At 39.9% G+C, this 14,286-nt stretch carries 11 protein-coding genes; 5 read left to right on the plus strand and 6 right to left on the minus strand.

Features of this window, described 5'->3' with window-relative positions; all coding sequences use genetic code 11:
* Positions 1-13 precede the first annotated feature (13 nt).
* From adeK to sdsA, 6 genes are all read right to left on the minus strand, one after another.
* Positions 14-1,474: a multidrug efflux RND transporter AdeIJK outer membrane channel subunit AdeK gene (adeK, locus tag FW754_RS04320; RefSeq protein WP_446323987.1), complete on the minus strand. Its 1,461-nt coding sequence runs from the start codon at positions 1,472-1,474 to the stop codon at positions 14-16.
* Positions 1,474-4,653, minus strand: coding sequence for a multidrug efflux RND transporter permease subunit AdeJ (gene adeJ / locus FW754_RS04325; RefSeq protein ID WP_409511254.1), 3,180 nt, complete (start codon positions 4,651-4,653; stop codon positions 1,474-1,476). Before adeJ ends, adeK begins: the two co-directional genes overlap by 1 nt.
* A 12-nt stretch (positions 4,654-4,665) precedes the next feature.
* Entirely contained in the window at positions 4,666-5,913 is a 1,248-nt protein-coding gene (locus FW754_RS04330; RefSeq protein WP_409511253.1) for an efflux RND transporter periplasmic adaptor subunit, read from the minus strand.
* Positions 5,914-5,939: 26 nt separating this feature from the next.
* Positions 5,940-6,551: a phosphatase PAP2 family protein gene (locus FW754_RS04335; protein ID WP_446323973.1), complete on the minus strand. Its 612-nt coding sequence runs from the start codon at positions 6,549-6,551 to the stop codon at positions 5,940-5,942.
* Between the two features lie 162 nt (positions 6,552-6,713).
* A complete protein-coding gene (locus FW754_RS04340) occupies positions 6,714-8,768 on the minus strand; it encodes a site-specific recombinase (RefSeq protein WP_446323974.1) in 2,055 nt (684 codons plus the stop codon).
* A gap of 21 nt (positions 8,769-8,789) precedes the next feature.
* Entirely contained in the window at positions 8,790-9,773 is a 984-nt protein-coding gene (gene sdsA / locus FW754_RS04345; RefSeq protein ID WP_409511250.1) for an All-trans-nonaprenyl-diphosphate synthase, read from the minus strand.
* Positions 9,774-10,262: 489 nt separating this feature from the next.
* Here sdsA and rplU point away from each other — a divergent pair, with 489 nt between their 5' ends.
* The 5 genes from rplU (at position 10,263) to serS (ending at position 14,192) form a co-directional block, all read left to right on the plus strand.
* Positions 10,263-10,574: a 50S ribosomal protein L21 gene (gene rplU / locus FW754_RS04350; RefSeq protein WP_005011534.1), complete on the plus strand. Its 312-nt coding sequence runs from the start codon at positions 10,263-10,265 to the stop codon at positions 10,572-10,574.
* Positions 10,575-10,593: 19 nt separating this feature from the next.
* Positions 10,594-10,848, plus strand: coding sequence for a 50S ribosomal protein L27 (rpmA, locus tag FW754_RS04355; RefSeq protein ID WP_409511249.1), 255 nt, complete (start codon positions 10,594-10,596; stop codon positions 10,846-10,848).
* Positions 10,849-11,082: 234 nt separating this feature from the next.
* Positions 11,083-11,778, plus strand: a complete 696-nt coding sequence (gene lolA / locus FW754_RS04360; protein ID WP_409511248.1) for an outer membrane lipoprotein chaperone LolA — start codon at positions 11,083-11,085, stop codon at positions 11,776-11,778.
* 197 nt (positions 11,779-11,975) lie between these two features.
* Complete coding sequence (locus FW754_RS04365; protein ID WP_446323988.1) at positions 11,976-12,776, plus strand: RsiV family protein; 801 nt, start codon at positions 11,976-11,978, stop codon at positions 12,774-12,776.
* Positions 12,777-12,920: 144 nt separating this feature from the next.
* Entirely contained in the window at positions 12,921-14,192 is a 1,272-nt protein-coding gene (gene serS, locus FW754_RS04370; RefSeq protein ID WP_409511247.1) for a serine--tRNA ligase, read from the plus strand.
* Positions 14,193-14,286: the final 94 nt, after the last annotated feature.

The following is a 14,286-nucleotide window of genomic DNA, read 5'->3' on the forward strand; positions in this document are numbered from 1 at the left end:
AAAAACTTAGAACTTATTGTTCAGTTTTACTTTGAGTCTTCAATTCAGCACTAGAGGGTTGCTGAATAACTTGGTCAGAACTGTTGGCTTTTACACCGCCACCAAGCGTTTTATACAATTCAACTTGGTTATTCAAATTGGCTTGTTCAAGCAATAATAAGCCTTGTTCAGCTGCATAAGAAGAACGCTGAGCATCCAATACAGTTAAGAAGCTATCAATACCAGCACGGAAACGGGCATTTGAAAGTTTATACGTTGTATTTGTTGCATCAACAAGACGTCTTTGCGCAGATAAACGGTCACCAATATTTTGGCGAACAGCTAGGGCATCATTGACTTCACGGAAAGCAGATTGAATAGATTTTTCATAATCAGATAACGCAATTTGTTGGTCTGTTTCAGAAATTTTTACATTCGCTTTACGTGTGCCCCAATCCCAAAGCGGAATATCAATACTTGGGCCTACAGACCAAACAAAACCACCTGATTTAAACAAATCGCTTAAATCGGTCGATGCGTAACCTGCAGAACCTGTCAGGCTAATGGTTGGGAACATACGTGCTTTAGCAGCACCAATGTTTGCACCCGCAGCAGACAGTTGATATTCGGCAGATTTAACATCTGGACGGTTATTCAACAAATCACTTGGTAGACCTGATGTAAATGTCGAAGCACTTGCAATTTTAGTCACGCGCTGCGCAGGGAGTAAGTTTGTCGGAATTTGCTGACCCACAAGCAAGTTCAGTAAATTTTGAGCTTGTGCAATTTGAGTCTTATAGTTCGCGACATCATTACGTGCAGTTTCAACAGAAATTTGTGCCTGACGAACAGGAACTTCACTGTCAATACCGACATCAAAACGTTTTTTGTTCAGATTGTAAGATTCTAACTGTGCTTTTAATGTTTGATCAGCCAACTTAAGCTGAGCATTGGCAAATGAGTAATTCAACCATGCTTGAGCTACTTGACCGACCAATGCAATTTGCGTTGCATCACGAGCACTAGACGTTGCCAAATAGTTATCTAAAGCATTGTCTTTTAGGCTACGAACACGCCCCCAAAAGTCGAGCTCATAAGCGGTTACACCCAAACCAACATTGTAAGTGGTCATTGGCTTGCTGTTCAGAGTGTCTTGACGTAGCACACCACCACTTGCACCAATGGTTGGCAATTGGTTGTTTTCAGTAATTTGGTATTGCTGCTGAGCACGTTGAATATTCAGTGTTGCAGTACGCAAATCACGGTTATTGGCAAGTGCTAGATCAAGCGTCTGAATCAGGCGAGGATCAGAGAAAAAATCTTTGTAGCCTTGTTCAGCGATTGATGGACCAGAAGATGCATTTGTTAAAAAGCCTTCTGGAATACTTGCTTGAGCTACGGGTTCTGGACCACGCATGCTTTGACATGCAGTCAAAGCAAGCGCAAGTGCAGATACCGCAATGCTACGACCTGAAATAGACCATACTTGTTGCATCACGATTTATGCTCCTGAATATTTTGATTTTTAGGTTTATATTTAAAGATACTACGAATCCATACGAAGAAGACTGGAATAAAGAAGATCCCGAGGAATGTTGAGCTGATTACACCACCCAATACACCGAAACCGACAGAGTGCTGACTTCCTGCACCTGCACCCGTCGCAAGCGCGAGTGGAAGTACACCGAAACCAAATGCCAATGTGGTCATGATGATTGGACGTAAACGCATTTTCGCTGCGTGTAAAGTTGCTTCAAACAAATCTTCGCCTTTTTCTTGCAGTTCTTTGGCAAACTCTACAATCAAAATCGCATTTTTCGCAGACAAACCGATGACTGCCACGATTGCGACTTGGAAGTAGATGTTAAAGGATAGGTTAGGATCACCTTTGATCACCATACCAAGCCAAGTTAATGCAAATGCACCAACAATACCTAGAGGTACAACCAAAAGAACAGAGAATGGAATCGACCAACTCTCATAGAGTGCTGCAAGACATAAGAAGACAATGAGTAGAGAAAGAATTAATAAAGGTAAAGTTTGATTACCTGAATCGCGTTCTTCTAAAGATAAACCTGTCCACTCGTAGTCAAAGCCTGTTAAGCCCATAGATGGAAGTTTGGCAATGATTTCTTCCATTGCTAACATCGCATCACCCGAACTTGTACCTGGTGCAGGTGTACCTTGAATGTTAACAGAAGAAACACCGTTATAGCGCTCTAAACGAGGTGAACCGTAAGTCCATTGACCTGATGCAAAGGAAGAGAATGGAACCATCTCACCTTTGTTATTACGAACGTACCACTTGTTTAGATCTTCAGGCATCATACGCGCGTTGGCTTCACCTTGAACATAAACTCGTTTTACACGGCCACGGTCAACGAAGTCATTAATGTATGAACCACCCCAAGCCATACTCATCGTCGAGTTGATTTCGGCAATACTCACACCCATTGCACCAGCTTGAGCTTGGTCAATATAGATTTGGTATTGAGGCGTATCTTCTTGACCATTTGGACGTACACCTGCAAGACGTTTGTCTTGAGATGCCATACCTAAAATTGCATTACGTGCAGCAAGTAGCTTGTCATGACCCTGACCCGCTGGATCTTTCAACTGTAAGTTGAAACCAGCAGTTACACCAAGTTCAGGCATTGCTGGTAGTTGTAATGGCATGATGTACGATGCATCTTTGACGATCATATTCAGTGCCATACCACGTTGAATCAGTGCACCAATTTGTTGTTCAGGTGCAGTACGTTCTTCCCAATCTTTTAATTTAATGAAAGCAAGTCCGGCATTTTGACCAACACCTGTAAATGAGAAACCTGAAACACTAAATACCGATTCAACAGTTTTACTTTCTTTATTCAAGAAGAAATCGGTCATGGTATCAATCGTTTTACCAGTACGATCTAATGTTGCATTTGGTGGTAATTGAACAAGTGTCATTACCACGCCTTGATCTTCTTCCGGTAAGAACGAAGAAGGCAACATTTTGAATAAAACAACTAAACCGCCAATCACTGCCGCATAAACAATACCCGAAAGGATTTTGTTATGCACCATGAAGTCTACACCGCCTTTATATTTTTCGGCAGTACGATCAAATACATTGTTAAATCCACGGAAGAAACGGGCAACAATATTGTTACTCGGTTTTGCTTCAGGATCATGTTGTTTAAGAATGGTCGCACATAGGGCAGGGGTGAAGGTTAACGCGACAATCAACGACAGAATCATTGCCGTTACAAGCGTAATAGAGAACTGACGGTAAATAACACCTGTGGTTCCACTAAAGAAAGCCATCGGTACGAATACCGCTGTCAATACGCTTGTAATACCAACCAATGCACCTGAAATCTGTTGCATTGAAATTTCAGTGGCTGTAAGCGGATCAAGATGATCTTCTTGCATGACCCGCTCAACGTTCTCAACAACAACAATCGCATCATCGACGAGTAGACCAATGGCTAGAACCATGGCAAACATCGTCAAAGTATTGATTGAAAAGCCGAAAAGATTAATTACAGCAAATGTACCGAGTACAACAACGGGAACAGCCATGGTTGGAATGATGGTTGCACGCCAATTCTGTAAGAACAAAAACATCACGAAGAATACAAGAATAATAGCTTCTACGAGTGTATGTACTACAGATTCAATCGAAAGTTTAATAAATGGCGTGGTATCAAATGCCAATTTATCAGACATACCTGTTGGATAGTTTTTACGTAATTCAACCAAACGTGCTTCAACAGCTTTGGCTGTATCAAGCGCATTTGCACCTGTTGCAAGTTTAATTGCTACACCACCTGCTGGCTTACCATTGAACTTTGAATCGAACTGATAGTTTTCAGAACCTAATTCAACACGAGCAACATCACCAATACGAACCTGAGCACCCGATGTGGTGTTTTTGAGGAAAATATTTTTGAATTGTTCAGGGGTTGTCAGCATACTTTGTGCATTGACGGTCGCATTAAGCATTTGACCTTCAATTGCAGGAGCACCACCCAATTGACCTACTGCAACTTGTGAGTTTTGCGCACGAATTGCTGCTGCAACATCACTTGGTGTGATATTGAGGCTGGTCATTTTGGCAGGGTCTAGCCAAATACGCATTGCATAAGAACCACCAAATACTTGTACTTCACCCACACCTGCCACACGGCTGAGGGGCTCAGAAATATTTGAGTTTACGTAGTCCTTAATGTCGGCTGCAGATAAGCTTTCATCTGGAGAATAAAACGCAATAACCTGTAGGAAGCTTGCGCCCGATTTAGTTACTTTTACCCCCTGACGTTGAACATCTTCAGGTAAAAGAGCTGTTGCAGATTGAAGTTTATTCTGTACTTGAACCTGTGCAATATCAGGGTCAATACCTTGATTAAAGTTCAACTCAATCGAGGCTTGACCATTACCTGCACTGTTAGATGAGATATAACGTAAACCATCCAAACCATTCATTTGTTGTTCAATAATCTGTGTCACTGTATTTTCAACAGTTGCAGCAGAAGCACCAGGGTATGTTGCAGAAATTGTAACAGTCGGCGAAGCAATGGTTGGATACTGTGCAATTGGCATTTTTGTGAGCGTGAGTATACCCGCTAACATAATGACCAATGCGATCACCCATGCAAAGATGGGGCGATGAATAAAAAATTGAGCCATTAAGTCTACCCCTTATGTATTTGAAGTAGCTTTTTGCTGCTGAGCAGGTTGAGTTGCTGACGCACCTTCTTTTGCAGCTGCAGGCGCTTGCGTTGCATCAGGTTTAGCTTGGTAAGGTTTAGCAACAACAGGCTGTTCAGGTTTTACTTTCGCAATACCATCAACGATAACTTTATCACCTGTTTGTAGACCTTGTGTCACAATCCAATTTTGACCTTGTGCACCAGTTGTTGTGATTGGACGCGCTTCAACCTGACCTTTAGCATTAACTAACATCGCCATTGCTTGACCCGTTGGCGTACGTGTAATGGCAGCCTGTGGAATGAGGTAAGCATTTGGAATCACACCTTGAACAATTTGTGCATTGGCAAACATACCTGGCAACAACAAATGATTTGGGTTTGAGAAGACAGCACGTAGCATTATAGAGCCTGTTTCAGGGTTTACACTTGCATCTGAAAATGCCAAGTTGCCTTCAACAGCGTAGAAACTACCATCTTCAAGTTTTAGGCGAACTTTGGTGTTGTTACTACGGTCGATACTACCTTGACTCAATTGTTGACGTAAACGTAGCAATTCAGCACTTGATTGGCTAATGTCGACATAGATTGGATCAAGCTGTTGAATTGTCACCAAAGCATTGGCTTGATTTGCTGTAACCAACGCACCAGCAGTCACCGAAGAACGACCTGATTGACCTGAAATAGGTGAGCGAACAGTTGAATAACCTAGATCAATTTGTGCATTTTTCACAGCAGCATTCGATGCTGCAATGTCAGCTTCGGCCAATTTGATTTGTGCAACTAAGTCATCATATTCCTGTTTAGATACGGCATTGATGCCGACCAATTGGCGGTAACGATTGGCTTTAATTTGCAGTGCATTTAAGTTGGCTTGTTGGCGAACCAAAGAAGCTTTGGCACTTTCAAGATTGGCACGATTAATACTTGAGTCAACTTCGTATAAAGGCTGACCTTCATGTACAAAGCTACCCTCTGTAAACAAACGTTTTAAGATAACACCGCTTGTTTGTGGGCGTACTTCAGAAATTTGATATGCTGAAGTACGGCCTGATAATTCAACCGACTGTTCAACACTTTGTGGTTGAGCAACAATGACACCAACCTCTGTCGGCGGCATTTTTTGGGCAGCAGCAGCTTGCTCTGCTTCTTTAGGATCTTTGCTGCAACCGACAAGTGCAATACTTGTTGCTAAAGCACAAGCAGTCAGGGCTGGTGCCCAAAGCTTTGCCGACATCATTATTTCACCTCATTAGGATTTTTTATCTAAAATAATTTGTTTCTTTTCAATGCGTAATGAGAGAGTACAAACCACACAAAGGTTGTCCATATCAATCCAATTCCCCATCCAGCCAAAACATCTGTTGGATAATGTGCTGCAAGATAAATTCTCGATAGCCCCATACAAACCAACCAGAAACAAGCGAGCATAATGAACAATTTAGCTTGTTTATGTCTACGGAAAATAAACATAACACTACAGCCTAAAACAGCAGCATAAATGCTGTGTGCGCTTGGAAATGAAGCACCGTAAGTCTCAACCATCCGATAAACTTCATCGGGGCGGGGACGGTCAATTGCATATTTGAGCAACCAACCTAGCGCAGCACTCCCAGTAATGTTCAATAATACGAACCAAATTTCCGTATACTTTTTACTTTTACTTAGGGTGAGACATCCTATTCCGCTGATGATCAGTGTCGATGGTAATCCACCCAATACAGACATAACGACCGTAATTGCATTGAGATATGCATTACGGTGCGAAGCTATCCATACGATGGTTGATGTATCGAATTGATGTATAAGGGGAATATGTAGTCCTATGCAGCTTATACTTAAACCAATACAGCCTAAAATCAAAAGTAAAAAAGGCATAAATTGACCTGTTTAGTTTATAAAATATCACAAGCCAGATCAGATTTCATTGCAAAGTGTACTAGCCAGTACACTTTTTTTCAAGTCAGACTAAACGGAAGATTTATATTAAAATCTTTTTATGTGCGATGTAAGAAAATGCACAAAATCATAACAAAATGTCTAATGTTTTGGCGGACTGTTTGTATTTGTGGTGTTTTGAATATCAATTGGTTGTGCTGGCGGCCAAAAAAAATCAATTGGGCGAGTCGTAAAGTGGGTAAAAACAAGCTTGGCTAAAGGCTTCCACTGTTCAAAACGTACCTGACGTGCACGTAAGGCGACAATAATGGTTAAAGTGAAGCTGACAAATAAGTTAGTCAGTCCAATCAGTAAAACACCTAGGAAGGAAACAATAATTAAACCCATTTCAGGTGTACCATTAATGCTCATTAAACCTTGTATAAAGTTGGCTGAAGCAAAAGCAATATGACGAATATCTAAAGGTAAACCTAAAATAAAGCCAACCGTTCCCATACTGCCAAGCATGATGCCGAAGATGAAATTTCCTGCCAATGCCCCTAAATTTCGTTCAATATAATTCGAAAATGTATCGAGTTTTGCTTGTCCAAGCTGTTTTTTAAGAAAAGGGTGTGCTTTTAAACGAGGGCCAACTTTTCTATAAACAGCCATATTGTCAAAATAGCCTGCCAATAAGCCCGATAAAAATAAACACACTCCAGCAATAGCTGCATGTGGAATGGCAAGTGAGGTAAATGGATTTAGGCTATGTAAAAGTGTAGTGGCTTTAGTATGAGTCAAAAGTGGCTCTTGTAAACCTATTTGCCATAGCCATGTAATGAGTGCGGCTGTAGGAATGGCAATGGAAATATTACCTAAAATTGCAATAAATTGGGTACGTATAATACTGATAATTAAGGCGGCGAGCTCTGCAATCTGTGCAGTTTTAGAGCCTTTGCTACGCTGAACGGTTGATGCAAGTGCAGCAGCCGTCATAGCAGGTTGTTTAGTCGCAACTGTAAAATGCAAGACATGAATAAGCATAAAGCCCAATGCATAGTTCATGCTATATAAAAAAGCATGTAAAAATGGAGCAAGGACGAGTCGGGCAGTCAAAATCTTTAGTGTTGCCATTATGGCAATAATGGCACCTGCACCCGCCGCAGCTTTGTACATGCCAAAGAAGCCTTTTTTGTCAGTACTTACATAATGCTCGCCTGTTTTACTTGCATTTTCAGTGACCTGTAGTGCAATCAGTTCACTATTAGTACGCATGAGTTCGCGAACACTGGTTTCGGTGTAATGAGCATGTACCACATGAGTGAGTAGCTCACCCATAGAGTCATAAAGTAAATCATCATCGTCAACCAACAAATTTAATAAAATTTCGACACGATCTAAGCATTGTTCAAGTAGTGCTAAAAGATAAGTTAGGCTTAGACTGACCCCAATGCGTTTGGTCGCACGTCGAATCTTAAGAACGACATCTCGGCATTGTTCAAGTATGACTAAGGCTTGGTCAGCATCGGATGGCACAAAAACAGCAATATCACCTATAGAGCGATATTGCTGTTTATAGGCTTCAATGAATTCAATAATTTCACGGTTTTGTACTAAAAAGGGTGACTCATATTCCGAAAGTTCAGGTTGTGCATTAATAAATTCTTGATATAAGCCAATACCACTAATGCGATAAGATAAGACCGTAATGGCTTTGATGAGTTCATTTTTAATGGTGGTTTTTTCGTTTGCAGAACCATAACCATTATTTAACAGTTTAAATAATTCTCGCCAAAGTTCATTATCAATACGTTCAAGCCATTGTGGATCACTTGGTTGATGGAAAATTTTTCCAATTAAATCACGTAGATCGGTTTCATCTCTCAGTAAGGGAAGAATATGTGCGCCTAGACGTTGTCCAAACTGATTCCAAAAACCATCTAAAGATAAAATACCGCTGTCAGTATATAAACTGGTTTGTTTGTAATGATTGATCAGTCGAAGTAAATAACATTGTAGGTCAATTGCAGCAGAAGGTGTAATGAGTAAGGCTTGGATCAATGCCTTTAATTTTTGATGGATTTCTTCAGTATTGCTTACTTCTTGAGGTCGTATCCGATTGATGAATTCAATCAGGATATTGGGGTTCGGAGCAGCCAGAGGTGTGTTCTGCTGCTCTCGTATTTGTTGGAATAAGTCATGAAATTTTATATGCATAGGCAAATTAAAGCGTCTAAATTATTGAATACGATGTAAAGCAAGCTGCGCTAAATTGTAGAGGGCTTGACGATATTCACTTTCAGGAAGGCGATGTAATGCCTTTAAAGCAGCGTCGGTTTCTTCATGTGCACGTTGACGGCAGTAATCAAGAGCACCTGATTGATGCACAATTTGAATTACCTGTTCCAAATGTTCTGTACCACCTGTTGCAATGCTCTTGCGAACAATTTCGTGCTGTTCACCTGTAGTATTTTGTAGTGCTGAGATTAACGGTAAAGTCGGTTTACCTTCCATTAAATCATCACCAATATTTTTACCTAATGTTTCAGCATCAGAGGTGTAATCGAGAATATCATCAATGATTTGAAATGCATTACCAAAGTGACCTGCAAATAAACGCATCGGTTCACGGTAGTCAGGTTTTCCTGCAAGAATGGCTGCACCTTCGGTTGCAAGTTCGAATAAACGTGATGTTTTACCGTGAATAATATCGAGATAAGTTTGTTCAGTAGTATCAGGTTGATGCTGTGCTTGAAGTTGAAGGACTTCGCCTTCAGCAATTTCACATGTTCCTGTAGAGAAGTCTTTGAGCAAGACCATATTGTCTAAATCGACTAAAAGGTCGAATGCGCGAGAAATCAGGAAATCACCAACCAAAACCGCAGTTTGGTTATTCCATGTTGCATTGGCTGTTGGACGACCACGACGTAAACCCGATTCATCAACCACATCATCATGTACCAATGTTGCAGTATGTAACATTTCAATGATTGCGGCAAGTTTGCGGTAAGGTTCCATTTGTATGTCGGTAGCACCACATGCCTTTGCTGCAAGTAGACACATAATCGGACGCATACGTTTACCACCTGCCTCAACAACATGTTTGCTGACTGCCATGACTAAAGCAACTTTTGAAGTAATCCCTTCATTAATAAACGTGTCCATCGCAGTGAAGTCAGTTGCTACAGGAGCGAGAATATCTTGCTTAAAGTCGATGGTCATGTGAACGGATTCCTCATGCAAATGCGTTGAATTTCAAGGCTAGTGTAACAATTTATCACGACTGAATGTTGCCTAAGCAATACAGTAATTGATCAAAACCATACAGCTTTGTACTTAATCTGTCCAAATTTGAATGATTTTTGAAAGTGAGTCATTGCTATTATTTTCTGAACTACTTTATTGTCTACATAGTAGCGGATTGATTTGAAATTACCATTTCAATTTGAATAAACAGTGAAATGATCATAACTTACCTTTTAAAGGTGGATAGTTGTTTGATTTATATCATGAGTTAATGCTGACATTGAAGTGCAAAGACTAAAAATGAAATGTAGAGGGGGCGGGATATCGGAAATATTAGACAAAATCACTTGTTGTTTAATAAATTATCACTTAAAATCTTCGCCTTTGTATAACCCCAGTGGCGTTCGTCTTAAGCTCGGTATCTTCCTTTATCGGCACGACGACACGGGAATGTTGGAGTACATTATGTACGCAGTAATCCAAAGCGGTGGTAAACAGCACCGTGTTGTTGAGGGTGAAACCCTTAAAGTAGAATTGTTGAAAGCTGAAACAGGCGCAACTATTACGTTTGATGACGTATTAATGCTTGTAAACGGTGACAGCATTCAAATTGGTGCTCCAGTTGTTGCTGGTGCTACCGTAACTGCTGAAGTAGTTAGCCATGGTCGTCACGACAAAATCCGCATCATCAAAATGCGTCGTCGTAAGCACTATCGTAAACAACAAGGTCACCGTCAATGGTTCACTGAGTTGAAAATTACAGCTATTTCAGGCTAATTACGAGGAGTAAATAGACATGGCAACTAAAAAAGCCGGTGGTTCGACACGTAACGGTCGTGACTCAAACCCAAAAATGTTAGGTGTTAAAATGTACGGTGGTCAATCTGTGACTGCTGGTAACATTATCGTTCGTCAACGTGGTACAGAATTCCACGCTGGTACAAACGTAGGTATGGGCCGTGACCATACTTTGTTTGCTACTGCAGACGGCGTAATTAAATTCGCAGTGAAAGGTCAGTTTGGCCGTCGCTACGTATCTGTTGAAGTGTAAGCTTTAATAGTAAAAAACCCGCTTTATTGCGGGTTTTTTTATGTCTGTTATAAAAAGTTTAAAATTTTAAATACAGTGACTTGTTCTTCATCATGATGGATAAATTTCAACAATTTATATAAAGAACAATACAAAAGTTCATTCATTCTCAATTCTTTAGCACTCAATCTAGTTTAAGATAAAACATCTGAAAAAATTGCGATTAAGCAAAACAAGTCAATATAAGGTGAACCTATGAATATGCTTCGTAAAACGGTTGGTGCAGTAGTAATAAGTGCGGCTGTGTTTGCACCGATAATGAGTACCCATGTTTTTGCAGCAGGTGCTGCATCGGAGCAACAAGCGACAGCACAACTGATTAAACAACTGGGTGATATTAAAAGTTTAACTGCTAATTTTGAACAAACCACGAAAGCAACAGATGCCAGTAAAATAGCGCCTAAAAAAGGTTTAACCGCACAGCACATGAATCAAACATTCAAAGGTTTAATGAAGGTTGAGCGTCCAGGTAAATTCTATTGGCAAACAACATCGCCCGCGAAACAAACCATTGTAACCTCGGGGCGTACAGTATGGATTTATGATCCTGATTTACAACAAGCGGTTCGTCAAAGTCTAGATGAGCAAGTGGCAAATACACCTGCATTACTGTTATCTGGAAATACTAAGCAGATTATGAATGCATATAAAATTACCATGCCTGATGCTGCTAAAACTTATTACACGCTTTATCCTAAACAAAAAGATGGTGCATTTCAAAGTTTGACCATTAGTTTTGGCGCAAAAAATGCACCCACATTAATGATTTTAAAAGACTCTTTAGGGCAAACAACTACTATTCGTTTTAATGATGTTAAAGTTAATGCAACGATTCCGGCTTCAACTTTTAATTTTGTACCGCCTAAAGGTACAGATGTAATTGATCAATAATTTTCATTCAATCTATTGAAAGCAGTCTTTGGACTGCTTTTTTTGATTGTTGTTTTATGGCTGATCGTATCTTATAGGTTGATATTTCGTGTTTAAAAATACAGAAATTATGAGTATGAACAACAATTAAAAATGTTTATTTAATGTTGGGAGCTTTATGATTAAAATAAGTCTGATTATGCTGTAAAAATATGGAAATGAACGTGAATTTTAAAATTGGTTTTGCTGTTTCTGCGTTGGTTTCTGCAATTGTACTGACAGCTTGTCAGGAAAAGCCAGCGCCACAGGCTGAACAGGTCACTGCTGCAGTTAAAACTGTAGCTTTAATTGAAGCTAAAATTGAACGTGTTGAATTACCAAAAAAGCAATTTTGTGATGAAGATGGTTGTACACAATATGATTTTCAGAATGTTAAAACCAATGTAGATTGGATTGATGCTTACTTTCTAGATCGTATGAAAAAAGATGTACCTATGGCTTTTTCAGTCGATGCACATCAGACGCAGACAGCGAGTGATGTTGCTGTGACATCTCCTAAGGGGCTTAATCAAAATAGTATTTATGTACGTTTTATTTCACAGCAGTACAATTTGGCAACTTTTGTAATTCAGTCTTATACTTATGTTGCAGGTTCGGCACATGGTATGCAGCACAATGAATTTGTGACCTTTGATTTAAATACACAAAAACGTTTAGCACTCACAGATATTTTAAAGCCTAATGTGGAGGCTAAGGTTGCTGAGCAACTTTATGATACTAATGCGAGTTGGTTAACGCAACATGACATCACACGTGACAAGTTGCAGTTGAGTGATAACTATTTTTATGGTGTAAATGGCATTGTTTTTGTTTACCCCTTATATGAGCTAGCACCTTATGCTGAAGGTATGCCTGAGCTACGCTTGCCTTATCAAATTGCAAAAGATTTGGTCAAAGCCGAATATTTACCTGCGTTGCCACAGATTAAGGCAGATCAACCCGTTAAGCAGGAAAATTAATTAAGGTGGTGTAAGGAAATTGAGTCTTGTGCATGATTGTTGTCTAAATATGCAATTCTAGGGCTGAAATATTCCTGTCACTGTATTTATCATGGTGAAAAGTTTACACTATGAACAGTTTTTTTCTAAATATTCAGATTGGCTATGATCGACCCGAAATTACTCAGAACTAATATTGAGGCTGTAAATTTAGCCTTAGCAAAACGTGGTGTTCAATTGGACACAGCGGAATGGGCTGCGCTTGAAGCACGCCGTAAAGACATACAATCCAAAACTGAAAACTTACAAGCAGAGCGAAATGCTGGTGCAAAACAGGTCGGTCAGATCAAAAAAGCTGGCGGTGATGCGTCTGAAATCATGGCACGTATGTCTGCCATTGGTGATGAAATCAAAGCCGCTGAAGTTGATTTAAATGAACTTCAAGCTGAACTTGATGCAAAATTGATGTCTATTCCAAACTTACCTGATGAATCTGTACCTGAAGGGAAAAGTGAAGAAGACAACGTTGAAATTTTAAAATGGGGCACGCCTCGTCAGTTCGATTTTGAAGTGAAAGATCATACTGACCTTGGTGAAATGATGGGTGGTTTGGAGTTTGAAACTGCGACCAAACTCACAGGAACTCGTTTTAGTGTTTTGAAAGGACCATTGGCGCGTTTACAACGTGCAATTACCCAGTTTATGTTAAATACGCATACACTTGAGAATGGTTATACTGAAGCCTATGTACCGTATTTAGTGAATGCTGATTCTTTGCGTGGCACAGGGCAATTGCCTAAATTTGAAGAAGATTTATTCAAATTGCAAGGTGAAAAAGAATACTATTTGATACCGACTGCTGAAGTTCCTGTGACGAATTTTGTCCGTGACGAGATTATTGATCCTGAACGTTTACCACTCAAATATGCTGCACATACCCCGTGTTTCCGTAGTGAAGCGGGTTCGTATGGTCGTGATACACGTGGTTTGATTCGTCAACATCAGTTCGACAAAGTTGAAATGGTTCAGATTGTTAAACCTGAAGATTCGATGAATGCTTTAGAAGAATTGACAGGTCATGCTGAAGGTATTTTGCAAGCATTGGGTTTACCATACCGTAAAATTTTACTTTGCGGTGGAGATATGGGCTTCGGCGCATGCAAAACTTACGATTTAGAAGTTTGGGTGCCAAGCCAAGAAACGTATCGTGAAATTTCTTCATGTTCAAATATGTGGGATTTCCAAGCACGTCGTATGAAAGCACGCTATCGTGCAGACCAAAAGAAAACTGAGTTTATTCATACATTAAATGGTTCAGGTTTGGCTGTTGGTCGTACATTGCTTGCTGTGATGGAAAATTACCAACGTGCAGATGGTTCTATTGAGATTCCTGAAGTATTACGTCCATATATGGGCGGTGTAGCATTTATTGATTAATCGCTGAAATTATACTGTTATTTGAATAAGCCAAATTTTATATTTGGCTTATTTTTTTATGTAAAATAATGATGAATGAAATCAATCGGTAGGT

Source organism: Acinetobacter sp. 1207_04 (genome assembly GCF_052850415.1).

Coding starts and splice junctions, on each gene's coding strand:
- adeK (WP_446323987.1), bottom strand. CDS start 1,474: ATGCAACAAGTATGGTCTATTTCAGGTCGTAGCATTGCGGTATCTGCA.
- adeJ (WP_409511254.1), bottom strand. CDS start 4,653: ATGGCTCAATTTTTTATTCATCGCCCCATCTTTGCATGGGTGATCGCA.
- FW754_RS04330 (WP_409511253.1), bottom strand. CDS start 5,913: ATGATGTCGGCAAAGCTTTGGGCACCAGCCCTGACTGCTTGTGCTTTA.
- FW754_RS04335 (WP_446323973.1), bottom strand. CDS start 6,551: ATGCCTTTTTTACTTTTGATTTTAGGCTGTATTGGTTTAAGTATAAGC.
- FW754_RS04340 (WP_446323974.1), bottom strand. CDS start 8,768: ATGCATATAAAATTTCATGACTTATTCCAACAAATACGAGAGCAGCAG.
- sdsA (WP_409511250.1), bottom strand. CDS start 9,773: ATGACCATCGACTTTAAGCAAGATATTCTCGCTCCTGTAGCAACTGAC.
- rplU (WP_005011534.1), top strand. CDS start 10,263: ATGTACGCAGTAATCCAAAGCGGTGGTAAACAGCACCGTGTTGTTGAG.
- rpmA (WP_409511249.1), top strand. CDS start 10,594: ATGGCAACTAAAAAAGCCGGTGGTTCGACACGTAACGGTCGTGACTCA.
- lolA (WP_409511248.1), top strand. CDS start 11,083: ATGAATATGCTTCGTAAAACGGTTGGTGCAGTAGTAATAAGTGCGGCT.
- FW754_RS04365 (WP_446323988.1), top strand. CDS start 11,976: ATGAACGTGAATTTTAAAATTGGTTTTGCTGTTTCTGCGTTGGTTTCT.
- serS (WP_409511247.1), top strand. CDS start 12,921: ATGATCGACCCGAAATTACTCAGAACTAATATTGAGGCTGTAAATTTA.